Source organism: Pseudomonas sp. DP-17, from assembly GCF_022380625.1.
Lineage (GTDB): Bacteria > Pseudomonadota > Gammaproteobacteria > Pseudomonadales > Pseudomonadaceae > Pseudomonas > Pseudomonas nitroreducens_A.
Genome location: NZ_JAKSXG010000009.1, coordinates 141,446 through 164,073, shown reverse-complemented (window position 1 = coordinate 164,073; position 22,628 = coordinate 141,446). Strand labels below are relative to the sequence as shown.

Annotated in this window: 25 protein-coding genes; 6 read left to right on the top strand and 19 right to left on the bottom strand. The window is 66.6% G+C overall.

All coding sequences use genetic code 11. From position 1 onward, the window contains the following. The first annotated feature begins 336 nt into the window (after window positions 1-336). Both MJ122_RS15250 and mdtI read left to right on the top strand, forming a co-directional pair. Entirely contained in the window at window positions 337-708 is a 372-nt protein-coding gene (locus MJ122_RS15250) for a multidrug efflux SMR transporter (RefSeq protein WP_239744712.1), read from the top strand. Then, window positions 702-1,031: a multidrug/spermidine efflux SMR transporter subunit MdtI gene (gene mdtI / locus MJ122_RS15245; protein ID WP_024766311.1), complete on the top strand. Its 330-nt coding sequence runs from the start codon at window positions 702-704 to the stop codon at window positions 1,029-1,031. The genes MJ122_RS15250 and mdtI overlap by 7 nt, the downstream gene beginning before the upstream one ends. A gap of 200 nt (window positions 1,032-1,231) precedes the next feature. Here mdtI and MJ122_RS15240 read toward each other — a convergent pair whose 3' ends face one another. The 12 genes from MJ122_RS15240 to flgB form a co-directional block, all read right to left on the bottom strand. Then, window positions 1,232-2,278: a hypothetical protein gene (locus MJ122_RS15240; RefSeq protein ID WP_088415842.1), complete on the bottom strand. Its 1,047-nt coding sequence runs from the start codon at window positions 2,276-2,278 to the stop codon at window positions 1,232-1,234. A gap of 120 nt (window positions 2,279-2,398) precedes the next feature. Continuing rightward, the gene (gene flgL, locus MJ122_RS15235) at window positions 2,399-3,313 is read right to left on the bottom strand and encodes a flagellar hook-associated protein FlgL (RefSeq protein WP_239744711.1); all 915 of its coding nucleotides are present in this window, start codon (window positions 3,311-3,313) and stop codon (window positions 2,399-2,401) included. 23 nt (window positions 3,314-3,336) lie between these two features. Continuing rightward, a complete protein-coding gene (gene flgK / locus MJ122_RS15230) occupies window positions 3,337-4,704 on the bottom strand; it encodes a flagellar hook-associated protein FlgK (protein WP_239744710.1) in 1,368 nt (455 codons plus the stop codon). Further along, window positions 4,701-5,741: a transglycosylase SLT domain-containing protein gene (locus tag MJ122_RS15225; RefSeq protein ID WP_239744709.1), complete on the bottom strand. Its 1,041-nt coding sequence runs from the start codon at window positions 5,739-5,741 to the stop codon at window positions 4,701-4,703. Before MJ122_RS15225 ends, flgK begins: the two co-directional genes overlap by 4 nt. Continuing rightward, window positions 5,741-6,844, bottom strand: coding sequence for a flagellar basal body P-ring protein FlgI (locus MJ122_RS15220; RefSeq protein ID WP_275590706.1), 1,104 nt, complete (start codon window positions 6,842-6,844; stop codon window positions 5,741-5,743). The genes MJ122_RS15225 and MJ122_RS15220 overlap by 1 nt, the downstream gene beginning before the upstream one ends. 30 nt (window positions 6,845-6,874) lie before the next feature. Then, the gene (flgH, locus tag MJ122_RS15215) at window positions 6,875-7,537 is read right to left on the bottom strand and encodes a flagellar basal body L-ring protein FlgH (RefSeq protein ID WP_239744707.1); all 663 of its coding nucleotides are present in this window, start codon (window positions 7,535-7,537) and stop codon (window positions 6,875-6,877) included. 2 nt (window positions 7,538-7,539) lie between these two features. Continuing rightward, the gene (gene flgG, locus MJ122_RS15210) at window positions 7,540-8,325 is read right to left on the bottom strand and encodes a flagellar basal-body rod protein FlgG (RefSeq protein ID WP_088415837.1); all 786 of its coding nucleotides are present in this window, start codon (window positions 8,323-8,325) and stop codon (window positions 7,540-7,542) included. A 27-nt stretch (window positions 8,326-8,352) separates the two neighbouring features. Further along, entirely contained in the window at window positions 8,353-9,081 is a 729-nt protein-coding gene (locus MJ122_RS15205; protein ID WP_239744706.1) for a flagellar basal body rod protein FlgF, read from the bottom strand. Between the two features lie 9 nt (window positions 9,082-9,090). Beyond that, complete coding sequence (flgE, locus tag MJ122_RS15200) at window positions 9,091-10,278, bottom strand: flagellar hook protein FlgE (protein ID WP_239744705.1); 1,188 nt, start codon at window positions 10,276-10,278, stop codon at window positions 9,091-9,093. 35 nt (window positions 10,279-10,313) lie between these two features. Then, the gene (locus MJ122_RS15195; RefSeq protein ID WP_088415834.1) at window positions 10,314-10,985 is read right to left on the bottom strand and encodes a flagellar hook capping FlgD N-terminal domain-containing protein; all 672 of its coding nucleotides are present in this window, start codon (window positions 10,983-10,985) and stop codon (window positions 10,314-10,316) included. Further along, window positions 10,985-11,413: a flagellar basal body rod protein FlgC gene (gene flgC / locus MJ122_RS15190; protein ID WP_081518767.1), complete on the bottom strand. Its 429-nt coding sequence runs from the start codon at window positions 11,411-11,413 to the stop codon at window positions 10,985-10,987. Before flgC ends, MJ122_RS15195 begins: the two co-directional genes overlap by 1 nt. A gap of 4 nt (window positions 11,414-11,417) precedes the next feature. Next, window positions 11,418-11,783, bottom strand: a complete 366-nt coding sequence (flgB, locus tag MJ122_RS15185; protein WP_026079297.1) for a flagellar basal body rod protein FlgB — start codon at window positions 11,781-11,783, stop codon at window positions 11,418-11,420. Window positions 11,784-12,092: 309 nt separating this feature from the next. On the opposite strand from flgB, the gene flgA reads away from it, so the two are divergent. Continuing rightward, the gene (gene flgA, locus MJ122_RS15180; RefSeq protein ID WP_275590705.1) at window positions 12,093-12,656 is read left to right on the top strand and encodes a flagellar basal body P-ring formation chaperone FlgA; all 564 of its coding nucleotides are present in this window, start codon (window positions 12,093-12,095) and stop codon (window positions 12,654-12,656) included. 174 nt (window positions 12,657-12,830) lie between these two features. Here flgA and MJ122_RS15175 read toward each other — a convergent pair whose 3' ends face one another. From MJ122_RS15175 to MJ122_RS15145, 7 genes are all read right to left on the bottom strand, one after another. After that, window positions 12,831-13,877 carry an ATP-grasp domain-containing protein gene (locus MJ122_RS15175; protein ID WP_239744704.1) on the bottom strand — a complete coding sequence of 349 codons (1,047 nt, stop codon included), beginning with the start codon at window positions 13,875-13,877 and terminating at the stop codon, window positions 12,831-12,833. Window positions 13,878-14,063: 186 nt separating this feature from the next. Beyond that, the gene (locus MJ122_RS15170) at window positions 14,064-14,993 is read right to left on the bottom strand and encodes a phosphatidate cytidylyltransferase (RefSeq protein ID WP_017521307.1); all 930 of its coding nucleotides are present in this window, start codon (window positions 14,991-14,993) and stop codon (window positions 14,064-14,066) included. Between the two features lies 1 nt (window position 14,994). Next, entirely contained in the window at window positions 14,995-15,624 is a 630-nt protein-coding gene (locus MJ122_RS15165; protein ID WP_239744703.1) for a lysophospholipid acyltransferase family protein, read from the bottom strand. Between the two features lie 14 nt (window positions 15,625-15,638). Next, complete coding sequence (locus tag MJ122_RS15160) at window positions 15,639-16,085, bottom strand: hypothetical protein (RefSeq protein ID WP_088415830.1); 447 nt, start codon at window positions 16,083-16,085, stop codon at window positions 15,639-15,641. Continuing rightward, entirely contained in the window at window positions 16,075-17,415 is a 1,341-nt protein-coding gene (locus tag MJ122_RS15155) for a phosphatase PAP2/dual specificity phosphatase family protein (protein WP_239744861.1), read from the bottom strand. The genes MJ122_RS15160 and MJ122_RS15155 overlap by 11 nt, the downstream gene beginning before the upstream one ends. A gap of 8 nt (window positions 17,416-17,423) precedes the next feature. Next, window positions 17,424-19,181 carry a bifunctional alpha/beta hydrolase/class I SAM-dependent methyltransferase gene (locus MJ122_RS15150; protein ID WP_239744702.1) on the bottom strand — a complete coding sequence of 586 codons (1,758 nt, stop codon included), beginning with the start codon at window positions 19,179-19,181 and terminating at the stop codon, window positions 17,424-17,426. 63 nt (window positions 19,182-19,244) lie between these two features. Beyond that, window positions 19,245-19,862, bottom strand: a complete 618-nt coding sequence (locus tag MJ122_RS15145) for a CDP-alcohol phosphatidyltransferase family protein (RefSeq protein WP_239744701.1) — start codon at window positions 19,860-19,862, stop codon at window positions 19,245-19,247. 320 nt (window positions 19,863-20,182) lie between these two features. Between MJ122_RS15145 and lafA the strand changes: the two genes are divergently transcribed. The 3 genes from lafA (at window position 20,183) to MJ122_RS15130 (ending at window position 22,627) form a co-directional block, all read left to right on the top strand. After that, complete coding sequence (gene lafA / locus MJ122_RS15140) at window positions 20,183-21,022, top strand: lateral flagellin LafA (RefSeq protein WP_017521301.1); 840 nt, start codon at window positions 20,183-20,185, stop codon at window positions 21,020-21,022. A 289-nt stretch (window positions 21,023-21,311) separates the two neighbouring features. After that, window positions 21,312-22,151 (top strand): winged helix-turn-helix domain-containing protein, encoded by an 840-nt coding sequence (locus MJ122_RS15135; RefSeq protein ID WP_239744700.1) that lies wholly within the window; start codon window positions 21,312-21,314, stop codon window positions 22,149-22,151. Beyond that, complete coding sequence (locus MJ122_RS15130) at window positions 22,139-22,627, top strand: hypothetical protein (RefSeq protein WP_239744699.1); 489 nt, start codon at window positions 22,139-22,141, stop codon at window positions 22,625-22,627. Before MJ122_RS15135 ends, MJ122_RS15130 begins: the two co-directional genes overlap by 13 nt. Window position 22,628: the final 1 nt, after the last annotated feature.

The following is a 22,628-nucleotide window of genomic DNA, read 5'->3' as shown; positions in this document are numbered from 1 at the left end:
CGGGTCCGGCAGGGTTCACGGGTGCCTGTTCATGGGCATCCATGACTTGAATCAAGGCGATCGATTTGCCAGGGAAGCGGAAAATTGGCACAATGTGTTCATTATGTTGAACATCAAGGCTCTACCTCTCCCCACTTCCCGCCTGGTTTCGCGCGAGCGTCACTGGACCGGCGACCTCTAGCTCCTCCCTTCGGCTGCTACCTGAGCGTGGCGCCAAGCGCGGCCAACACTCAACAGTGATTGCCGCCCGAGTCGGCGCCACCGAACCCGAACCGAAACCGCCGCAAGGATGCTCTTAGCGAGACTGCGCGCGGCTGCCCGTGGGAGGGCTTTACCATGCGTTCCTGGATCTATCTGCTAGCTGCCATCGGCTTCGAAGTCGTTGGCACCACCTCGATGAAATTCACGCACACGCTGTTCCCGGTCGCCGGGCTGCTGCTGATGTACGTGATGATCGGCCTGTCGTACTACTTCCTGTCGCTGGCCATCAAGCGCGTGCCGGTCGGCGTGGCCTACGCCCTGTGGGAAGGCATCGGCATCGTGCTGATCACCCTGGTCAGCGCCTTCTTCCTCGGCGAGCACCTGAGCCTGGACAAGGCCCTGGGCCTGGCCGTGATGATCGCCGGCATCCTGCTGGTGAAATCCGGCACCCGTACCGGCCAGCGTGAAGAGTGTCGCGAACTCAATGGGGAGGCCGCGACATGCTGAACCATGACCTGATTCCGATGGCCTGGCTCGGCCTGGCCATCGTCCTAGAAGTCATCGCCAACCTGCTGCTCAAGTATTCCGACGGCTTCCGCAAGCGCCTGATCGGGGCCGCTTCGATCCTCTGCGTACTGGGCGCGTTCACCGCGCTGGCGCAGGCGGTGCGCGGCATCGAACTGTCGGTGGCCTACGCCATCTGGGGCGGCTTCGGCATCCTCGCCACCGTCGCGATGGGCTGGGCCCTGTTCGGCCAGCGCCTGGTCTGGCGCGGCTGGGTCGGCCTGGCGATGCTGGTGCTGGGCATGGGCCTGCTGAAGCTGGCGTGATCGCTGGATATGAAATGAAAAAGGCGGAGCTGGGCTCCGCCTTTTTATTGTCTTGAAGCAGGTGCCGTGCGGTTCGCGAACAGCCCTTGCACCAGCACATCCTGAACGCAGGGCGGATAACCTGGGACAGGTTATCCGCCACAACCCGCACGGCGGATAACGCTGGCGCGTTATGCGCCCTACGAAAGGTCGCCGACGCTTCAGGCCAGCAGGCTGACCACGGCAAAGCGGCTGAGATTGGCCTGCGCCACCACCGTCTGCGCCGCTGCGCTGTAATGCGTGGCACTGCGCCCCATTCGATCGAGCATCGAGGCAGCGAAGGTGTGCGCCCACTCGCGCTCATCTTCGCTGGCATGGCGGTCGAGGAAGTCGCGGATGTCGTCCTGGCGGTGACGCAACTGGTCACGCAGGCCGCCGATGCGATCCAGTGCCGAGACCACCGAATCGAGCAACTGGCGCTGCTCGCGAAAAGCATCGGACCTGATCTCGGTGGGGAACGCCAGCAGCCCTTCTTCCTGGCTTTTCAGCCGGGTGTTCTTGCCCTTGGCGAACAGCTTGCCCTCGCCCTGCACCGCAAGTTGGCCTTTGAGCTGCTGCCAGTCGGCCTCGGGCGCGGAGAACTTCAACGTACCGTCGCTATCGAGTTCGGCGCGGATGCCGGCCTGGCCCAGCGTGGCGTTGAAGCGGCGCAGCACCTGCTCGGTGCTCATGCCATCGTCCAGCACCACCGCAGCCGGTTCGGCGAGCTGTCGGCCGGCGCTGAACAGCAGGGTTTCCTTGCCCGAACGCTGGATATCCTGCACCGACTCCAGGCCTTCCAGGCTGAAGCGGCTGCGCACCGGCTCGTTGAGGCGCAGGCGGAAGTTGGCATCGAGGCTGCCGTCCGAACGCTGGGCGCGCTGCTCCAGCAGCTCGTTGACCTGCCGGGTGGCCTGGCGCACGCCTTCGCGGTCCTGGGACTGCGGCGCGCTGAGTTCGCGGCTGAGGTTGAGCTTGAGGCCGCCGAGGCGGTCCTGCAGGTCGCCCAGGTAGCTGTCGGCCGATTGCATGGAGGACAACTGCTGGTTGAGCTGCAGGTTGAAGCTGCCGCTCTTCTGCGCGCCGCGCGCCATCTGTGCGGCGTTTTCGCCTTTTTCCTCACCTTTGCGCAGGGCGTTCTGCCGCTCCCCCGTGGAGGGCAGGATGACGTCGCGGCGGGCGCTGGGATCGAAGACGGCAGCGGCCGGCAGTTGCTTGATGACCTTCATGGTGACCTCTGCACCGATGTGCCTCAGCCCGGCGCGGGGGCCGGGCGGAAGCGGGATAAAAAGTAGGGGCGTTCCGCCGATTGGCGTCCAGACCTCCGTGCGGAGCCCCTACGAAAGAACTTACAGCCGGCTGAACAGCGACAGGTCGTTGAGCTTCAGGTAGGTCTTCTGCGTGGCCTGCAGCGCCAGCTGGTAAGTGTTCAGGTCGATGCTCGCGCCGGCATAGTCCAGCTGCGACAGCTCGCCGTTGATCTTCTGGTTCACCAGCGACACCTCCTCATTGCTCGAGTTGAGCATGCTCAGGGTGTTCTGCCGGCCACCCAGCTCGGTGATGGCGCCGAGCACGCCGTCGTGGGCGCTGTCGAGGCCGTCGATGGTCGCGGCGATCTGCGCCTGCACCGCCGGGTCGGTGGTATCCAGCGCCGGGTCCTTGAGCAGCTTCACCGTGGCATGGAGCAGGTTGAGGAAGTCCAGGTTGCTGCCGAACATCCCCAGCGCGGTGACGTTCTCTTCCACCTGCACGCCGTTGGCCACGGCAGCCTGGCGTGATTTGTCGTTGCCGGTGGCGACGTAGGTGTCGGTCAGCGGTTCGTAGGTCACCGCCGCAGTGTCGCTCAGGGTGCCGGCGAACAGGTAGCGGCCTTCCTCGTCACGCACGTTGACGAAGCTGACGATGGTCTTCTCGATACTCTCCAGCTCGCCGGCCATGGCGTTGAGGTCCTTGGGCGTATTCGAGCCGTTGGCCGCCCAGAGCAGCAGGTCGCGCACGTTGAGCATGGAGTCCGAGGTGGCCTGCAGGTTGGCTTCCTGGGTGGAAAGATTGCCCGAGACGTTGCTGATGTTGGTGCGGTACTGCGCCAGGCTCGCTTCCTCGCGCTGGATGCGCAGCATGCGCACGCTGGCGATGGGGTCATCGGAGGGCTGGAGGATGCGCTTGCCGGTGGACATCTGCTGCATCAGCTTGCCCAGCGCCGCCGAGTTGCTGTTCATCGAGCCGCTCATCAGCGCGGTGATCTGTGCGTTGGTAATGCGCATGGTGCTTTCCTTAGCCAGGGCCCTCAGAAGGCCGCGAGCATCGAGTCGAACAGCTCCTTGGCGGTGCTGATGACTTTCATGTTGGCCTGGTAGGCCTGCTGGTAGGTGATCAGGTTGACCGCCTCTTCATCCAGGCTCACCGCGCTGACGCTGTCGCGCTGGGCCTGCGCCTGGGTGGCCACGGTGGTGGCGGTCTTCTGGTCGGCCTGGTTCTGCCGGCTGGCGCTGGCCACCTTGCCGAGCAGACCGGCGAAGGCATCGTTGAGCGTCACCTGGCTGCCGCCGACGGTGATGGTCTGGCCCTTGAGTTCGAGCAGCTCGAGCAGGTTCCTGTTATTGCCGCTCTCGCCAGCGGTATCCGACAGCGCCAGCTCCTCGGGCTTCAGGCCGTTCACGCTGAGCATGGCCGTGGTACTGCCGGCGTTGTAGCCGAGCAGCGCCTGGCCGGGGTTGCCGTTGAGATCGAAGCCATTGGCGAGGGTGTCGTTGACCAGCTGGGCGAACTGCCCGGCCATCTCGTGCAGGGCGGTCTGGTTCGGCCGCAGGGTGTCGTACTCGGTGTCGAACAGCGCGCCAAGGGAGCCCCCCATGCCGTCCTGGGAAAGCGGGAAGCTGGTGCCGGCGAAGGTCAGGGCGATTTCCTGCTCGCCGCTGGCGGTGCGGCTGATCGCCAGTTGCCCGGCGGAGTTCCCGGCCACCAGCGGCTGCCCGTTGGCGAGGGAAACGGTCAGCGAGCCATCGGCTACTTCGTTGACGCGAATGGAAGCGTACTTGGAGAGGTCCTGCACCAGGCTTTCGCGGTGGTCGCGCAGCGCGGTGGTGTCGCCGCCGGACGAACCGACCTCGACGATCTGCTTGTTCAGCGCGGCGAGGTTGGCGGTCAGGCCGTTGATCTCGCCGACCATGGCGCCGCGCTGCTCCTGCAGGGCGCGCAGCTGGCTGTCGATGTTGCCGGACAGGCCGTTGAAGCGCTGGGCGAGGTTCCGGGTCTCGTTGACGATCTGCTGGCGCAGGGCGACGGAGCCGGGGGTGGCCGTGGCCTCGCTGAGCGCGGCGAAGAAGTTGTCCAGGCCGACGCTGATGCTCGAGCCTTCGCCGCCCATCAGGCCTTCCAGCGCGGAAAGATACTGCTGGCCGCTGTCGTAGTAGCTCTGCTCGGTGGTGGCGCGCCACAGCTGCTGGTTCTGGAAGTCGTTGGCCATCCGGCGGATGCTGGTCACCGTCACGCCGCCCCCGACGTTCAGCCCGCCCTCGCCGGCCAGCGAGGCGAGCACCGGGCTCAGCCGGCTGAAACCGGGGGTGTTGGCGTTGGCGACGTTCTGGCCGGAGGTGGCCAGGGCGATCTGCGCGGCGCGCAGGCCGCTGTAGCCGATCTGGCTCAACATACTCAAGAGGCATTCTCCTTCGACTCGAGGCGGATCGGCTGGGCAAAGGCCGCCGAGGCCGGTCGGGAAACAAATTCGGGCTGTTGTCCCTGATAGGCGACGCAATCACCGTGGCGCTTAAATCCTTCCTGCGGTGCGTATTTGAGGCCGCTCTCCGGCGACAGCCCGCTGCCGGGAAGGCGCGACGGCGCCTGGGCCTCGCGCACGCGGCGCAGCACGCCGAGGGTGTAGTCGCGGGTTTCGTCGTAGGGGATGCTGCGCACCCAGTCGGCCATGCCGATCTGTCCGCTGCGTGGGTCGCCGTTGTTCTTCAGCCACTCGTCCACCTTGCCGGGCCCGGCGTTGTACGCAGCCAGGGCGAGCACGTGCTGGCCGTCGTAGCGGTCGAGCATCCTGCCCAGGTAGGCGCTGCCCAGCGCCTTGTTGTAGGCCGGGTCGCTGGTCAGGCGCTGCTCGTCGTAGGGCAGGCCGAGCTCGCCGGCGACTTCGCGGGCGGTGTCGGGCATCAGCTGCATCAGGCCGCGCGCGCCCTTGGGCGAGACGGCGGAGGCATCACCGCCGGACTCCTGGCCGATCACGCTGTCCACCAGGGTGCGGAAGCCCGCACTGCCTTGCTGCCAGGCGTGGGCGAGGCGATCGACACCGCGCTGCCAGGTGTCCACCAGCGGGTTGCGGCTGGACACCGAAGGGCGACGTAGCGCCTCGCCAGCTTCGGCGAGCGCTACAGGTTGCGACGTATCGGCAGGCTCAGCCGAGAGCTGGCGCACCAGCAGGTCGGCGATGCCGGTCTGCTTGCGCGAAGCCAGGTGCTCGGCCAGCGCTTCGTCGTAGAAGTCGCGCATCGTATCGAGGTCTCGGCTGCGCAGCGGGCTGCCGGCGGAGAGCACGTCGCCGGCCCTGCGCATCTGCTTGAGGATCTGCTGCAGGAACATCGCCTCGAACTGCTCGGAAGCCGCCTGCAATTGCTCGCGACGAACCTGCTCGGGAGACTCGCCCGGCTGTCCTGCCGGCACGATGGGACGGTTAAGGGATGTGATGCTCATCAGATCACCACCAGCTCCGCATTCAGCGCGCCGGCCTGCTCCAGCGCCTGGAGGATGCTCATCACATCGTCCGGCGTAGCGCCCAGGCTGTTCACCGTGTTGATGATGCTTTCCAGGCTGGTGCCCTCGGGCCACTTGAACATCGGTTTCTTGTCCTGGCTGACCGAGACGTCCGACTGCGGGGTAACTGCCGTGGTGCCGTTGGAGAACGCGCCGGGCTGGCTGACCTGGGGGTTCTCGCTGATGGTCACCGTGAGCGTGCCGTGGGCCACGGCGGCCGCCTTGACGCGCACGCCCTGCCCCACCACCACGGTGCCGGTGCGGCTGTTGAACACCACCTTGGGCCGGGTGCGGCCTTCCTGCACCTCCATGCCTTCGAGCAGGGCCATGAAGCTGGTGCGCTGGGCCGTGCTGACCGGCGCGCGCACCGACACCCTGGTGCCGTCCAGCGCGGTGGCGGTGCCGGAACCGAAGCGTTCGTTCACCGCGTTCATCACCTGGGTGGCGGTCTGGAAGCTCGGCTTGCGCACGTTGAGCATCACGTCCGGGCGCTGGGTGAAATCGCTGGGAATCATCCGTTCGATGGTCGCGCCGTTGGGGATCAGGCCGCTGTTGGCGCTGTTGATCGACACGCTGGAGCCGCTCTGGCCCTGGGCGTGCAGGCCACCGACCACGAGATTGCCCTGGGCCAGCGCATACACCTCGCCATCCACGCCCTGCAACGGCGTCATCAGCAGCAGGCCGCCGCGCAGGCTCTTGGCGTCGCCCAGCGAGGACACGGTGACGTCGATGGTCTGCCCGGCGCTGTAGGACGGCGGCACGCTGGCGGTGACGCTCACGGCGGCGACGTTCTTCAGTTTCGGGTCGACGTTGGGCGGCAGGTTCACGCCGAACTGCTTGAGCATGTTGGCCACCGACTGGTTGGTGAACTTCACCTGGTTCTTGTCGCCGGTGCCATCCAGGCCGACCACCAGGCCGTAGCCGATCAGCTGGTTCTCGCGCACGCCTTCGATGTCCACGAGGTCCAGCAAGGGGATGGCCAGCGCCTCGGCCTGCCAGAACAGGCAGAAGGCCGCCAGCAGGCGCCCAAGGGTTCTACACATGAGTGTTCTACGCATGGAGTGCTCGCCTGCTTACATCGGGAACAACGGGTGGGTGAAGAAGCGCGTCAGCCAGCCGGCCGAATTGCTGTCGTTGAGCACGCCACGCCCGGCGTAGGAAATCTTCGCGTTGGCGACGTTCTGCGAGGACACCTGGTTGGAGCGGTTGATGTCGTCGATGCGCACCAGCCCGGTAAGACGGATGAACTCGTCGCCCTGGTTCAGGCGCAGGGATTTCTCGCCCTTGACCAGCAGCACGCCGCCGGGCAGCACCTTGTGCACGGTCACGGCGATGGAGCCGGTGAGAGTGTTCTGCTGCGAGCTCTTCGCCGAGCCGTCGAAGTCGCGGTTGGCCGTGGCGGAGCTTTCCAGGCCGCCGTATTCCTTGGTCAGGATGGTCGGCACCGGCACGTCCAGGCTGGACTGCTTGCCGAAGCTGGTGCCCGCGCTCTTGCTCGACTGGGTCGACTCGCTGAGCACCACGGTGACGATGTCGCCGACGCCGATGGCGCGCTTGTCGCGCAGCAGCGAACCGCCGTAGCCGGAACGGAACAGGCCGCCGCTGGTGGTCGGCGGCTGGCTGTAGTCCAGCTCCGGCGGCTGGAAGGTCGAGGAGTCCTCGTCCGGCAGCATCTCCTCGAAGCTCTGGCAACCGGCGAGCAGCGCCAGGGCGAGCAGCAGGGCAAGGCGCGTCATCGTCAGACCGTCTGGTTGAGGAACTGCTGCATGCCCGACGCGGCGTCGAGCACCTTGGCGTTGGCTTCGTAGGCGCGCTGGATGGCGATCATGTTCACCATGGCTTCGACCACCTGCACGTTGGAGCCTTCCAGTACGCCCTGCTTGAGTGTGCCCAGGCCTTCCTCGCCCGGCGTGCCTTCCTGCGGCTCTCCGCTGGCGGCGGTTTCCTTGTAGAGGTTGCCGCCCAGGGCTTCCAGGCCCGCCGGATTGGTGAAGCTGACCAGGGTGATCTGGCCGAGCTCCGTGGGCAGCGTCTCGCCCGGCAGCACGGCGGTGACGATGCCGTCGCTGCCGACGGTGAAGCGGCTGGCGCCGGCCGGCACCTCGATGTTCGGCGTCAGCGGCAGGCCCTGGGCGTTGACCACGATGCCCTCGTTGTTGAGCTGCAGTTGGCCGTTCTCGGTGTAGTAGGTGTCGCCGTTGGGCGCCTCGACCTGGAAGAAGCCGCTGCCGACGATGGCCAGGTCCATGGGCTGGCCGGTGGTCTGCATGCTGCCTTCGGTGAACACCTTCTGCGTGCCGACGACGCGCACGCCGCTGCCCAGCTGGATGCCCGAGGGCACGGTGTTGACCTGGTCAGCCTGGGCGCCGGGTTGCAGCTCGACCTGGTAGAAGAGGTCCTCGAACACCGCGCGGTCGCTCTTGAAGCCGACGGTATTGACGTTGGCCAGGTTGTTGGCCACGGTGGACATCGCCGTGTCCTGGGCTGCCAGGCCGGTCTTGCTGACCCAAAGTGCCGAACTCATGTTGTGCTCCTGTCTGCGCGCCGCGCGTTAGCCGCCACGGATCATGCGGTCGCCGGCCTCGGCGAGATCCGAGGCGGCCTTCATCATCTTCACCTGGGCCTCGAACCGCCGGTTCAGGCTCATGGTGCCCACCAGCTGGTCGATGGCCGAGACGTTGCTCTGCTCCAGGTGTCCGGAGACCAGGCGCACGTCCTCGCTGGCGGCGACGTTCTGGCCGTCCTTGCTCACCAGCAGGCCCTGGGCGTTCTTCACCAGCGACGCCGCCGGGGCGTCGACCAACTTGAGGCGGTCGACGTCGGTCATCATGAAATCGCCGCGCGGCATGACCGAGAGGGTGCCGTCACTGCCGATGGCGATGGCGTCGTACTCGGGCAGGGTGATCGGGCCGCCTTCGCCGAGCACGGCGCGGCCGTTGATCATCAGCTGGCGGTCGGCGTCGATCTCCAGGTTGCCCTGGCGCGTGTACGCCTCGCCGTTGCCGCTCTGCACGGCGAGCAGGCCCTGGCCCTGGATGGCGACGTCGAGGTCGCGCCCGGTGGCCATCAGGGTGCCCGCGCTCATGTCCACGCCGCTGCCTTCGATGCGCGCAAGGTGGCGGCTGTCATAGCCGGCGCCGCTCACGTCCACGGCGGTGGCGTGCTCCAGGTCGGCGCGAAAGCCGGGGGTGTTGACGTTGGCGAGGTTGTTCGCGCGCACGTCCAGCGCCGCCATGCTGCGGCTGGCGGCGGTCATTGCGGTGTAGCCGAGGCGATCCATGACGAGTCCTTAGATGGCCGAGAACAGGACCTGGGTGAGTTCCTTGTCGGTGGTCATCACCTTGGTGTTCGCCTGGTAGTTGCGCTGGCCTTCCATGAGGCCCACCAGCTGCTGGGTGATGTCGACGTTGGAGCCCTCCAGGTTGCCGGCCGAGAGCGAGCCGAACTGGCCGATGCCGGGCACGCCGATCAGCGGGGCGCCGGACGCGGAGGTCTCGGTCCAGGCGGTGCCGCTCTGGTTCTGCAGGCCACCGCTGTTGATGAAGTTCGCCAGGGCGACCTGGCCCTGCAGCATGCGCTGGCCGTTGCTGTAGTTGACGTAGACCTTGCCGTCGTTCTCCACCGCGATGCCGGTCTGCTCGCCGGCGGCGTAGCCGGTGGTGCGGTTGGTGGTGACGACGAAGTCCGAGCCGTACTGGCTGGTGCCGGTGTAGTCCAGGGCGATGTTCATCGGGTCGACGCCCGGCAGCGTGAAGTTCACCGGCACCGAGGCGATCGGCGCGGACAGCGAGCCGTCCGGGGCGAAGGTCAGCGACTGGGTGGCGCCGACGGCGTTGCCGTCCACCGCGTAGTGCGCATCCCAGGTGTTGGTGCCGGTCAGCACGAAGTACTGGGTCAGGGTGTGTTCCTTGCCCTGGGAGTCGTAGATCTTGCTGGTGTAGGTGGAGTTGTAGGTCTCCACCTTCTGCGGGTCGAACGGCGAGACGGTCGGCACCTTTTCGTTGGAATCGAGGTTGGCGACGAACTCCAGCTTGTCGGTGGCCTTGGCCGGCAGGTTGGCGGTCTTCACCTGCAGGTCGGAAACGGTGCCCACCAGCAGGTTGCCGGCGGCGTCGGTCGGGTAGCCCTGCAGGCGCTGCCCGGTGGCGTTGATCAGGTAGTTGCTCTTGTCCTGGCCGAACACGCCGGCGCGGGTGTACTGGGTGTCGCCGTTGCCGCTCTTGACCACGAAGAAGCCGCCGCCGGAAATGGCCAGGTCCAGGGCGCGGTTGGTCGACACCAGCGAACCGCCCTGGCTGATGCTCTGGGTGGTGCCGGCGACTTCCACGCCCATGCCCTTGCTGTCGGCGTAGACGCTGCCGAACTCGGTGCGCGAGGACTTGAAGCCCACTGTGCCGGAGTTGGCGATGTTGTTGCTGATGGTGTCCAGCTGCTGGGTGACGGCGTTCAGGCCGGTCAGGGCGATGTTGAAGCTCATGGCGTTAGCTCATCCTAGGAGGGGGGAACAGGCGCTCAGGCGGCCTGGCCCTGACTGAATTCGACGATCTTGTAGAAGGGCACCGAACCTGCGCCTTCGACTTCCAGCACCGGGCCGTCGGCGCTGACGCGGACGTTGAGCACCCGGCCGGAAACCTCGACGCCCGGCGTCTCGCCGCTCTCGGTCTTCACCGCCAGGCTGTACTTGCCGGGCTTGAGGCCCAGCGCCTGCGGGTCCACGGTGAAGGGCACGGCGCCGGCCTCCTGCGGGCCGAGGGCGATGTCGGTGCGCACGCCGTTGGCGTCGGTGAGCTGCAGCACGGTGGTGGCCGAAGCGTGCTCCAGGGTGATCTGCCCGCCGACCTTGTCGCCGTCCAGTTGCAGGCTGTCGGCGCTGACCTTCACTTCCTGGCCGACCAGGCCTGCGGCCGTGAGGGTCTGCAGGTTGTCCATCAGCACCAGGTTGTTCTGCTGCAGGGTGGTCATGTTCTGCATGCTCTTGACCTGCGCCATGGCCGAGTACTGGTTGATGAACTCGGTGCTGTCCACCGGCTTGGTCGGGTCCTGGTATTGCACCTGGGCGACCAGCAGGGTGATGAAGCTGTTCTCCATGTCGGTCAGCTCGCCCAGGTTGACCGCCTGCCGGGGCGCATCCGAAGCGGTGCCGTTGGTGCTCGTGCCGTTGGTGTCGTTGTTCACCGTGCTCATCAGGCGTCTCCCAGTTTCAGCAGGCTGGACTGCATGCTTTTCACACGATTGAGCACTTCCACGCCGGTCTCGAAGCTGCGGGTGGCGGACATCATGTCGGTCATCTCCTCGATCTCGTTGACGTCGGGGTAGTAGACGTAGCCGGTGGCATCGGCCAGCGGGCTGCCCGGCTCGTAGCGGCGCTGCGGCGAACGGCCGGAGGTCACCACGTCGAGCACCTGCACGTGGGCGCCGCCCATGCCGGCGCCGCGGGTGAGCTGGTCGTTCTCGTAGACGGCGGCGAACATCGGCTTGCGCGCCTGGTACACGGCGTCCGGGCTGTTGGCGGCGGAATCGGCGTTGGCCAGGTTGCTGGCCACGGTATTCAGGCGCACGGTCTGCGCGTTCATCGACGAGCCGGCGATGCGGTAGATGGAATCGAATGCCATGGCGTCAGCGTCCTTCGATGGCCTGCTTGAGGCCGCGGAACTTCAGGGTCAGGAAGGTGAGGCTGGTCTGGAAATCCATCGCGTTGCGCGAGAACTCCGCCTGCTCGGTGGCCAGCTCCACGCTGTTGCCGTCCTGGGAAGGCTGGTTGGGGATGCGGTACTTCAGGTCCGGGCGCGCGGCGCTGGTGCTGGCCAACAGGACGCTGGAGGTGTCCTGGCGCTGCATCTCGGCGGCAAAGTCGATGTCCCGCGCCTTGAAGCCGGGGGTGTCTTCGTTGGCCAGGTTGGAGGCGAGGATTTCGCTGCGCTGCATGTGCAGCGAGAGGGCTCTCTCGTGGATACCCAGGGTCTCGTCAAACCGTATACTCATTTCCGCAACCCACTCTCACTTTTCGGCGTGCGAGGCGACAGAGCACAAAGCATGCCGACCCCTGAAGGCCGCTTCATGTCTTTGATCTACAAGGCTTTACGCGCAGGAACGACTAGCGTGTGCAACGCGGCTTTTCCGCTTTCGACACGCTACGCCGCAGGATGCGGAAAAACCCTTTCCGCCTGCTTCCTCCTGCTGCTTCCCACCCTGGCGCAAGCCAAGGATGCACGTGCGCAACTCGACGCCGCCGCGCAGCAGCAGGTCGCCTCCGAGCTGAAAGAAGCCGCGCGCAAGGCCGGGTGGAAAGGCATGACGTTCACCGTTGACAACAACCTGCCCAACAGCCTGGGCAAGCTCGCCGCCTGCCCAGGCGGCCCGCAGTTGCGCTCGCTGGAAACTCCCGCCGCGGTTACCGCACGGCGCCGTTTCGAAGCTTCCTGCGCGGGGCAACCCGGCTGGCCGGTGAGCTTCACCAGCCAACCCACGGTGTCCCTGCCGACCGTGGTCGCCAGCGGCGAGATCGAGCGCGGCCAGACGCTGGACGCGGCGCAGCTCAAGCTCGCGCCGGTGGAGCTCGGCAAGAGCTCGCGGGGTTACTTCACCGATATCGCCGAAGTGACGGGCAAGACCGCCCGCCGCCGCATCCGCGCCGACCAGCCGCTGACCCCGGCGCTGCTTGATGGCGCAATGCTGGTGCGCCGCGGGCAGCAGGTGAAGATCGTCGCCAGCCAGGACGGCATCCAGGCCAGCGCCGTCGGCGAGGCAATGGCCAACGGCAAGCAGGACGAGGTGATCCGCGTGAAGAATCTGCGCAGCCAGAAGATCATCGAGGCGAAGGTGACGGCGTCAGGCGAGGTGAGCAGCATCTTCTGATGCCCACTGCGTCGCGCAGGAACGGGCCATGCCCGCGCTTGTGCGCATGGCGCGCTCCTACAGGCCGGCGCCAGCCTGTCCATCCACGCAGGAGCGGACTCCGTCCGCGATCGCCCGCGCGGCGGGCTTCGAGCCAACAGAGGGCGACCGCCACTCCCGCAAGGTAATTCCGGCTCAGCGCTGCAGCGGCGTCGGGGCATCGCGGACAGAGTCCGCTCCTACGCTCGCCGGCAGTCCGCTGTGAGTCGTCACCTCCACCAGCCGCCGCGCATGGATGCTCGGTGCCGGCAGCAGCGGAGCATCCAGCGACGCCTCGCGGAAGCAGCGCAGGTGGTTGGCGACCATGTCGTAGCCCGACAGGTGGCTGAAGGCGATCCCGCCGGAGAAGCGCGGATTGACGTCCATGAGCAGCGCCTCGCCGTCCTGCACCAGGAATTCCATGTTGATGCAACCGTTGACACCGAGCACCTCGGCTACCCGACCGGCCATCGCGACCAAATGCGGGTCGGCCAGCATGCGCACGGTCAGCCCCGCTCCGGTGGGGGTTCGCACCAACTCCTGGCGAGCCATCGCTGCCCAGTCGCCAGTGCTCTGCTGGCGCACCACGTCGACCACACAGACATCGCCCGGCAGCAGCGGCTGCACGATGTAGTCGCGACCAGAGAAGCGCTTGCGCACGTAGTGCAGGAAATCCTCGTCGCGCACCTGCATCAGCCCTTCGCAATTGCGGCCGTCGCGCGGCTTGGCAATCAGCGGCAGGCCCAGCCCCGGCACGGGCAGGTCTTCCAGGCGCCAGGTGGGGATGGTGCGGATCAGTGGATCATCCTGGAAAGCCTGGTGCACCAGCCATTTGTCGCGGGCGACGCGGATGGTCTCCAGCGGCTGCATGCACAGCGTGATGCCACGCTCGGCGAAGGTTTCATGATGCCGCGCAAAGGCATCGACCTCCGGGTCGATCAGCGGCAACACATGGGTCACCCGCTCGGCCTCGCAGACCTCCAGCAGCCGCCCGATGTAAGCCTCGACGCCGCGCGCCGGCGGCACCTGGTGGAAGGCATCCAGCAGCGCGGAAGTGGTACACCAGTCCCACGGCTGGGTATTGGTCCCGACGACCCGCGCACCCCAATGCTCGCGCAGCGAAGCGATCACCGATTCGGCGGAATACGAGCCGATGGCGGTGACCAGGCAGGTAAAGGGAAAACCGCTCGCCGGGGCGCTCAAGATGCAGCCCCGACCGTGAGTCGTGCCAAAAGAGTGTTCATCGCTTCATGGCCCCAAAAGATTCGATTGCCGACGCCCAAACACTCCATTGCCATACGACACTTCCAAGGGAATAGAGCAAGCGTAGCCGCGAACCGGCGCTCCGGAGCGGTTACCCCGGAGCGCCTGGGGGATTTCCGACGGGAGTCAGGTCCACCAGTAGCGGACGAAGTGGAAGAACACCGGCGCGGCGAAGCACACCGAGTCCAGCCGGTCGAGCATGCCGCCGTGGCCTTCGATCATGTGGCCCCAATCCTTCACCCCGCGGTCACGCTTGATCGCCGACATCACCAAGCCGCCGAAGAAGCCGAGGATGTTGATCATCAGCGCGATCAGCAGGGCCTGCCAGAAGCTGAAGGGTGTGATCCACCACAACGCGCCGCCGATCAGGGTGGCCAGCGTCACGCCGCCGACGAAGCCTTCCAGTGTCTTGGATGGCGACAGGTTCGGCGCGATCTTGCGCTTGCCCACCAGCTTGCCGCAGACGTACTGCAGCACGTCGGACAGCTGCACGACTATGACCAGGAAGGCGATCAGCAGCAGGTTGCGTCCCTCGTAGCCGGCGATCTCCAGGGTCAGCAGCGCCGGCACGTAGGAGATGCAGAATACCGCCAGCATCAGGGCCCACTGCACCTTCGAGGCGCGCTCGAGGAAGTGCTTGGAGTCGCCACCCAGCGAGGCGAGGATCGGCAGCAGGAGGAACACGTAGACCGGGATGAAGATGGAGAACAGCCCGTACCAGCCGATGCCGATCAGCAGGTACTGCATCGGCAGCACGAAGTAGAACGCCGCCACCAGCGCCGGATAGTCGCTGCGGCGCGTCGGCATCAGGGTGAGGAATTCGCGCAGGGCGTAGAAGGACACCCCGTAGAACAGCAGGATCACCGCCCAATAGCCGAGAGCGAAGGCACAGCCGATCACTGCGACCATGACCCACCAGGCGTTGATCCGCGCGTTGAGGTTGTCGATCACCGCGTGCGGCCCGGGCGGGGCCTTCCAGCGCAGCACCGCGCCGACCAGGGAAGCGAGGACAAGGATGGCGCCGATGCCACCGAAGAGCAGCCAGGTCTGGTTCATTTCAGCGACCCTCCGGCGCGGCGAGTTTCAGCAAGGCCTCGCGGGCGCGTTCGAGGAAGGCTTCCTTGGCCTCGCCTTCCTCTACCGCCAACGGCGCGCCGAAGCTCAGGGTGCACAGCAGCGGCAATGGCAGCGCGCGGCCCTTGGGCATCACGCGGTTGAGGTTGTCCAGCCAAACCGGCACCAGCTCCACCTGCGGGTGCGCCCTGGACAGGTGGTAGATGCCGCTCTTGAACGGCAGCAGGCGAACTTCCTCGTCGAGGTTGCGGGTGCCTTCGGGGAACAGGATCAGCGAATCGCCTTCGGCCAGCGCACGCTCCACCGGCTCCAGTGGGTTGCCGCCCTCGGCGCCGCGCGTGCGGTCGATCAGCACGCCGTGGAATACGCGGTTGATGATGAAGCCACGCAGCCCGCCCTTGCCCCAGTAGTCCATCCCGGCGACCGGCCGCGTGCGAGAACGCAGCTCCGGTGGCAGCGAGGCCCAGAGCAGGACGAAATCGCCATGGCTGCTGTGGTTGGCGTAGTAGATGCGCTGCGCCGGAATCGGCGTGGTGCCGATCCACAGGCTGCGCAGGCCGGTCACCGCACGGGCGCCGGCGATGATGGCATAGGCGAAGAGTCGTTCCAGCATTGCGGGTGCGTTCCTCAGGATTGGAAGGTCAGGGTGATCAGGCACAGCAGCGCGATCAGCCATTGCGCGGCACAGAGCAGTACTTGCCGGCGCAGCAGCGCCAGGGCGCCACGGCTGCGCTCGCTCCAGGGGCGGCCGGCCTTGTCGGCGGCCACACCGGCGTAGGTGGCCAGCGCTTCGTCCAGCTGCCGGGTCTTTTCCGGCAGCGCGTCGCCGGCATTGGCCATGGCTTCGAACAGGTCGGCGTCCAGCGCCACGCGCATGGCATAGAATTTCTGCACCAGCCCGAGCAGCACCAGCAATGCCATGCTCAGGCTGAACGCCAGGGTGGCGCTGGCCATCAGCACGCCGTAGAAACCCAGCGCCAGCGCCAGCACCGTGAGCGCGGAGGAAAGGCCATTGAGACTGCTGCCACGGCGCAGCAGGCTGGCCACCAGGATCAGGCCCGGATCAACCGACATGGCTCACCTCCTGCGGCAGGCTCGGCTGGCCGGCGATCTGCGCCAGCACCGCCAGTTGGTCGGCCTTGAGCACCACCTGCGGGCGCGCCCGGCGAACCTGCGCCAAGGCCTCTTCCACCGTGTTCGCGCGGCCGGAAATCATCAGCCATGCCGCCACCAGCGTGGCGCTGCGCGAATAGCCCAGCGCACAGCAAACCAGCAGCGGCCCTTCGGCGTGCAGTTGCTGGATCAGCTCCGCGCCCTGGCGGCACTGCTCGACACTCGGCGCTACCAGATCGAGCAGCGGCAGGCACTCGTAGCGGCGCGTCAGCGCGGTACAGGGCAGCTCGGCGCACAGGTCGAGGATCGCCAGGCTGGGCAAGTGCCGGGGTTGATGCCAGTCGGGCAGGCGCCCAAGCCAGAGACCCGGCAGCACCTCGTCGGGCTGCGGGTGGTGGCGTGTCCACCAGCGCGCGTTGAGCCACGCGCCCAGCCAATAGGGCGCCAGCAGCCAGGAGACCGCCACCGAATGGCGTCCGTCCAGGCGTTTCTGGAAACCCACCGTGCCGATGCCCAGGTAGCAGAGCGCAACCAGCGCCAGGGATACCGCAGGCCAGCACAACCAGAGCCACAGGCCGCCGCCCGCCAGCGCCAACACCAGGCACGACAGCGCACCACAGGTGTAGAGCCCCGCCAGCCGACGCCGCTGCGGATCATTGCTGAGGCGCCACGCCTGCAGCGGCGAGCGAACCTCCCGCGGCCACAGCCAGACGCAGAAGAAGCCCAGCAGCGCACCGGTCGGCACGTCGATGAAGTGATGCTGCCAGGTGGTCAGCACCGAGACACCGATCAGCGTGAACCAGCCGTGCAGCAACCAACGCCACGCGCCTTGCAGGTAACGGCCATAAGCGACCCAGAGGATCACCAACAGCGCGATGTGCAGCGAAGGCGCCTGGTTGAAGGGTTTGTCGAAGCCCATCAGCAGGTCGAACAGCACGCCGAAGAAGCCTTCCTGCATGGGCCGCTCGAAGCTGAAACGCAATGGGAACAGCAGGAAGCAGGCCACCGCGATAACCTGCGCGGTGAGCAGGCGCAGGGCATGGCAGTCCAGCCCGCGCCGCGTGCGCGGCAGCAGGAAGGACAGCCCGTAGAGCAGGTCGATGGACCAGTACGGGATGATGGTCCAGGGCCACAGCGGCGTGCCGCGCTCCCAGTCGAACACCAGCACGCCGACCGATTCGCGCTGTGCCGCCACCCAGTTGGCGAAGCCGTAGCTGAGGAAGAAGAACGGCCCGAGGAACAGCAGCCAGATCACCGCGCGCCGCAGGACTCCGGGGTCGCGCGGCGGCATCGAGCCCATCAGTTGCCCTCCCGGCGGGCCAGGGAGACGGTAAATATGCCGTCCTCGTCGATGCGCTGGGCCAGCTTGCGGAAGCCGGCGGCGGCCACCAACTGGTCCATCTCCAGCTGCGTGCGACGGCGCATCACCCAGGCCTGCCCGGCGCGGTGGCTGGTAAGGGCGCGGGCGATCAGCTCCAGCTGCGGGTGCCAGGGTTGGCCGGTGTAGATCAGGTAGCCGCCCTCCTCCACCGCCTCGCCCAGGCCGACCAGCGAGCCGCTGACCATGGCGTTGTCGGCGAACAACTCATACAGACCGGAGACCACGGCCAGCGTCGGCTTTGGTTGCACGGCGGCGAGATCGGCGCCGTCGAAGGCGTCGCCCTGCACAAAGCGCGCACGTTCCTTCAGGCCCAGGCGCTCGATCAGCGCCGAGCCTTCGCGCACGTTCAGCTCGCTGTAGTCGCGCAGCAGCACGCTTTCCGGCAGCGGATCGACGCCCTGCAGCGCTTCGAGGATGTAGCGCCCGTGGCCGGCGGCGATGTCGAGGATGCGCACCTCGCGGCCCTGTTCGCGCAGGTTGGCCATGGCCTGGCGCAGCAGTTCCTCGATGTTCACCTTGCGCTGGCGGATACCGCGCCAACCGGCGGATTCCAGGTAGGTGCGGTCGATCATCCGGCCCACCGGTCCCGCGCCGGCGGGCTGGTTGCGGTAGACGTAGTCCAGGGTGCTGCCCGAATCGAAGCCGGTCTGGAAGCCGAGGTTGATGCCGTCCGAAAGCAGCCGCCCGAGGCGCATGTTGGCGCGGGTGGCACGCCAGTAGAGATCACGGATCGACCAGGCCGGCAGCGGCGTCGCCAGCGCTTCGGCCTCGGCGCAGGTGTAGCCGAAGCGGTCGGCGTCACGCAGGTCCGGCCGCTCCGGCTCGCGGGCAAAGCATTCGAGGGTGAAGCGCCGCGCGCGCGCGGTCGCCTGCTCGCGATGCAGTTCGCCGAGGGTGTCATGGAAGAAGCCGGGCAGGACGTGCAGTTCCTTGCGCGCCGTGCCGAGGTTGTCGAAGAAGCGTTGCTGCGGCTTGCGGTGCACCACGAAGTCGGAGCCGGAGATCAGCAGTTGCGTCGGCACCTGGATCGCCTGGGCGTCGGCCACCACGCGGTCGGCCGCCTCATACAGGCCCAGCAGCACGTTCACCGAGATGGCCTTGGCGATCAGCGGGTCGCTGTCGTAGGAGGCGATGCGTTCGGGGTCGTGGGAAAGGAATTTCGCTTTCACGTAGCTGTTGACGAAGAAGTTTCCGCGCCACCAGCGCGCCAGCTTCAGGCCCGGCCGGGCGAAAGGCACGTAGAGCTTGACCTTGAACGCCGGCGAGGCGAGCACCAGGCTGCGGATCGGCGGGGCGTAGTCGTGCACCCAGGTGGAAGCGACCACCGCGCCGACACTCTGCGCCACCACCGCCATGTCGCTGATGGCGATGCCATAGGTTGAGGCGATGTGCTCGACGAAGGTCTGCACGTCGCGCACGCTGGTGCCGAAACTCGGGCTGTCGCCACGCGCGCCGGGCGACTGGCCGTGGCCGCGGGCGTCCCAGGCGAAGACGTCGAAACCGGGCAGGTCGAGTTCGTCGGCCAGGTGGCCGATGCGCCCGGAATGCTCGTGGCCGCGGTGGAACAGCAGCACCGCGCGGCGCGGCTCGTCGCTTCCGGCAGCAGCCGGCCAGTGGCGGTAGAACAGCTCGACGCCGTCGTGGGTAACGAAGTGGTGGTTTGAAGACTCGCGCATAACTTCCTCTGTTCGATGGCTTGCGGGACTGTCCGGCCCCCGTCCTGACATGGCGGCCTTGGCTCAGCCGGCTGTTTGCTTCTGCTCGGCCAGCCCCTGGCGCACCCGGTTGACGATAGTCAGCACCAGCAACAGCGCCAGCAGCACCAGCAGCGGATTCAACCAGACCAGCGGCAATTGCCCGACCGCCACGGCCACGCCGAGGACGCCGAAGCACAGCGCGCGGTCGCTCTTGCCCATGGGGCCGTCGTAGCGCCGCGAAGCCCCCACCATCACCCCGAGCACGCCGGCGTATTCGCTGATCACCGCCAGCAGGACCACCAGCACCACCAGCGCCGGGGTCACACCCGGCAGCAGGGCGAACGGCAGGTACAGCGCGCTGTCGGCGATCACGTCGGTGAGTTCGTTGAGGTAGGCACCCAGCTTCGACTGCTGGCCGAACTCGCGGGCAAGCATGCCGTCCATGGCGTTGAGTGCCATGCGCAGGAACATCCACAGGGGGATCAGCAGGAATATCCAGGCGTGGCCGGCCAGCAGCGCGACCGTGAGCGCCACCAGCAGCGAAAGGCCGCAGGCCGCCAGCGTCACCTGGTTGGCGGTGACGCCACGCTCGTACAGGCGGGTGACCAGAGGACGGAGCAGGTTCTGGAAACGGGACTTGAACTGATAGACGGAGATCATGAGGTTCCTTCTCAGGTTCGGCGCGTGTCGGCTTTGTCACGCGCGGTGATCGCGAACTATCCACAGCCCTGTGGACCCGGGAAGCTTAGCCGCACCCTGGCGTCAGGGCTGTCAGATATGTCTCAACAAGATAGATGACCGATCCTGGGTAAAAGGACACATGACGTAGGCAGATGCCGTCTGCGCGGTGCTGGCGGGCCCCGCCGGAATTCCCGCGCCAACTTTTTTTCATCCGCCCTTAATCGCTTCCCGCGAGCTGTCGCCTTACCCCTTCAGCAGGCACAACGCCGGCTTCATTCAGCTCATACAGGAAGTCCACCATGGCCTTGTCGATTCAAACCAACTACTCCTCCCTGATCACCCAGACCAGCCTGAGCAAGACCAACAGCCAGCTGGCTACTTCCCAGCAGCGCCTGGGCACCGGCCTGCGCATCAACTCCGCCGCCGACGACGCCGCCGGCCTGCAGATCGCCACCCGCCTGAACGCCCAGACCCGCGGCATGAACGTGGCCATGCGCAACACCAGCGATGCCGTCTCCATGCTGCAGACCGGCGAAGGCGCCTTCAGCGAAGCCACCGACATCCTCCAGCGCATGAAGGACCTGGCCACCCAGTCCGCCAACGGCACCAACTCCGACAAGGACCTGGACGCCCTGAAGTCCGAGTTCGACGAGCTGGGCAAAGAGCTGACCAACATCGTCACCAACACCAAGTATGCCGGTGACAGCCTGTTCGGCACCGGCGGCAAGCTGGCAGCCGACATCAAGTTCCAGATCGGCTCCGATTCCGCCGAAGTGATGACCGTCAGCGCCACCGACACCGACATCGCCGCCACCGTCACCGCCCTGGGCACCACCGTGCAGGCGCTGGACCCGAAAGCCGGCGCCGCCGCCGCGATCACCGGTCTGAACGCCGCCCTGGACCAGGTCGGCAAGACCCGCGCCGCCTTCGGTGCCGCGATCAACCGCCTGGGCCACACCTCCAACAACCTGGCCAACATGAAGGACAACACCGACATGGCCAAGGGCCGCATCATGGACGCCGATTTCGCCAGCGAAACCGCCAACATGACCAAGAGCTCCATGCTGATGCAGTCCGGCATTTCCATGCTCAAGCAAGCCGGCCAGATGCCCAGCATGATCATGGGCCTGCTGGGCTAAGCCCGGCTCGCGCGAAGCGCCCCCCGCTTCGCGCCCCTGATACGGATGCGCCCCGCCTCGGCGGGGCGTTCTGCGTCTGCGGGTACGCTGACAAACGGCGTTGCGACCCTGGGTCGCGGCGCAGCCCTGCTGCGCCAGTGGTTTCGAGGCTTGTGTGAAAATTGCAAGCACGCGTGCGCAAAATTCAGAACTTGCACGCACATTTTTCTGACGCCAAAATAATGCCTCTGCCTCCATGGACCGATGGAGTTCCCCCGCGACCGTCAAGGGCGCGGCTCGCAAGGGCAAGATGAACACACTCACTTCCACGCCAACGGACAGTCGGCCGATCGCCTGCCTGACCCTCCGCACCGGGCGTCCCGATTGCGTCGCGCAGTTCTATCCCGCGCTCTATCAACTCGACCTCGACCGTGACGGCCAGGTGGAGCGCATCGACCTGGGTTTCTCCGGCAGCCGCGTGCTCGAACGCCTGCTGCAAAGCCCGGGCGACGTGGTCGCGCGCGACGAGCTGCTGACCCACGCGTGGTCCGACCGCGTCGTCGGCCAGGGCAGCCTGAACCAGCAGATCTATACGCTGCGCCAGGTGCTGGCGGACGAAAAGCAGCGGCAGATCATCCAGACGCTGCCGCGCCGCGGCTACATGTTCAACCCGCAATACCTGGTCAGCCAGGCGAGCGAGTCGGATGTCGAAGTGGCCGATGCCACGCCGCAAGTCATTGCGACGGACACCGCCCCGTCCGCCGCCTTGCCTTCAGCGCCGAATCCCCGGCGTCTGAAAGCTGCCGCCGCCAGCCTCTGCATTTTCGGCCTGCTGGGTCTCTCCGGCGCCTTCTACTACACCCAGGTGCGCAGTCCGGTGCTCACCAGCGAACAGAAAGTCGGCTCCCTGCAGATCACCTACGTCGAGGACAACGAGCAGGACCTGCAGCGGCTGATCAACAGCACCCGGCCCCTGGCCCACCAACTGGCCGACCTGGCCAGCCGGCCCATCGGCCTCATGCTGCACATGACTTCCGGCTTCTACGAACTGGTCTGCGTGCAACCCGAAGGCAATTCCAACTGGCTGCTGATCCACGAAAGCCAGGTTGCCCGGATTCCCCAGGAGCAGCTGCGCAAGTGCCTGAACTGACCCTGGGCCGCCAGTCCGGCGTGGCCCGCCGCTGCCTGTTGATCTCGCTGTTCGGGGTGGTCTGCCTGGCCATGGCGCTGGGCATGCTGTGGAAGCACGCACACAGCACCTCGGCCATCGACGGTCGCTACGCCGCTTCCGGCCAGGTGCTGCTGGGCAACGGCAAGGTGCTGGAGATCGCCCAGACCACCATGTTCCACGAGGGGCGCTTCTACTCGATGATCCAGCAGGACGCCAACATCCTCGAGGTCTCCGGGCAGGTCGGCAACGACCTGGGCGGGCGCTACCAGCTGCAGGTGGAAGAGAACAGCATCAGCAACCTGCAGGCCGACAGCGGCCTGGACAGCGAATTGATCTTCAACCTGCTCTACGGCCGCCAACGCGGCGCCCGTATCACCCTCGAACCCATGGGCGGCTGCCTCTACGGCGTGGAGACCCGCCAGGTGTTCTGCCCGCGCCAGTTGCGCAATCGCTGAG

Excerpts from the sequence above, each read along its gene's own strand:
- MJ122_RS15160 (WP_088415830.1), bottom strand. The coding sequence starts at position 16,085 with ATGTCGGTTGATCCGGGCCTGATCCTGGTGGCCAGCCTGCTGCGCCGT.
- MJ122_RS15165 (WP_239744703.1), bottom strand. The coding sequence starts at position 15,624 with ATGCTGGAACGACTCTTCGCCTATGCCATCATCGCCGGCGCCCGTGCG.
- MJ122_RS15155 (WP_239744861.1), bottom strand. The coding sequence starts at position 17,415 with ATGCCGCCGCGCGACCCCGGAGTCCTGCGGCGCGCGGTGATCTGGCTG.
- MJ122_RS15145 (WP_239744701.1), bottom strand. The coding sequence starts at position 19,862 with ATGATCTCCGTCTATCAGTTCAAGTCCCGTTTCCAGAACCTGCTCCGT.
- MJ122_RS15225 (WP_239744709.1), bottom strand. The coding sequence starts at position 5,741 with ATGAGCATCACATCCCTTAACCGTCCCATCGTGCCGGCAGGACAGCCG.
- mdtI (WP_024766311.1), top strand. The coding sequence starts at position 702 with ATGCTGAACCATGACCTGATTCCGATGGCCTGGCTCGGCCTGGCCATC.
- flgL (WP_239744711.1), bottom strand. The coding sequence starts at position 3,313 with ATGCGCATTACCAACGCACAGATCACCGCGCTGATGAGCGGCTCGATG.
- MJ122_RS15170 (WP_017521307.1), bottom strand. The coding sequence starts at position 14,993 with ATGAACCAGACCTGGCTGCTCTTCGGTGGCATCGGCGCCATCCTTGTC.
- MJ122_RS15220 (WP_275590706.1), bottom strand. The coding sequence starts at position 6,844 with ATGTGTAGAACCCTTGGGCGCCTGCTGGCGGCCTTCTGCCTGTTCTGG.
- flgB (WP_026079297.1), bottom strand. The coding sequence starts at position 11,783 with ATGAGTATACGGTTTGACGAGACCCTGGGTATCCACGAGAGAGCCCTC.
- MJ122_RS15135 (WP_239744700.1), top strand. The coding sequence starts at position 21,312 with ATGAACACACTCACTTCCACGCCAACGGACAGTCGGCCGATCGCCTGC.
- MJ122_RS15150 (WP_239744702.1), bottom strand. The coding sequence starts at position 19,181 with ATGCGCGAGTCTTCAAACCACCACTTCGTTACCCACGACGGCGTCGAG.
- flgH (WP_239744707.1), bottom strand. The coding sequence starts at position 7,537 with ATGACGCGCCTTGCCCTGCTGCTCGCCCTGGCGCTGCTCGCCGGTTGC.
- MJ122_RS15205 (WP_239744706.1), bottom strand. The coding sequence starts at position 9,081 with ATGGATCGCCTCGGCTACACCGCAATGACCGCCGCCAGCCGCAGCATG.
- flgE (WP_239744705.1), bottom strand. The coding sequence starts at position 10,278 with ATGAGCTTCAACATCGCCCTGACCGGCCTGAACGCCGTCACCCAGCAG.
- MJ122_RS15195 (WP_088415834.1), bottom strand. The coding sequence starts at position 10,985 with ATGAGCACGGTGAACAACGACACCAACGGCACGAGCACCAACGGCACC.
- flgC (WP_081518767.1), bottom strand. The coding sequence starts at position 11,413 with ATGGCATTCGATTCCATCTACCGCATCGCCGGCTCGTCGATGAACGCG.
- lafA (WP_017521301.1), top strand. The coding sequence starts at position 20,183 with ATGGCCTTGTCGATTCAAACCAACTACTCCTCCCTGATCACCCAGACC.
- flgA (WP_275590705.1), top strand. The coding sequence starts at position 12,093 with ATGACGTTCACCGTTGACAACAACCTGCCCAACAGCCTGGGCAAGCTC.
- flgG (WP_088415837.1), bottom strand. The coding sequence starts at position 8,325 with ATGAGTTCGGCACTTTGGGTCAGCAAGACCGGCCTGGCAGCCCAGGAC.
- MJ122_RS15240 (WP_088415842.1), bottom strand. The coding sequence starts at position 2,278 with ATGAAGGTCATCAAGCAACTGCCGGCCGCTGCCGTCTTCGATCCCAGC.
- MJ122_RS15250 (WP_239744712.1), top strand. The coding sequence starts at position 337 with ATGCGTTCCTGGATCTATCTGCTAGCTGCCATCGGCTTCGAAGTCGTT.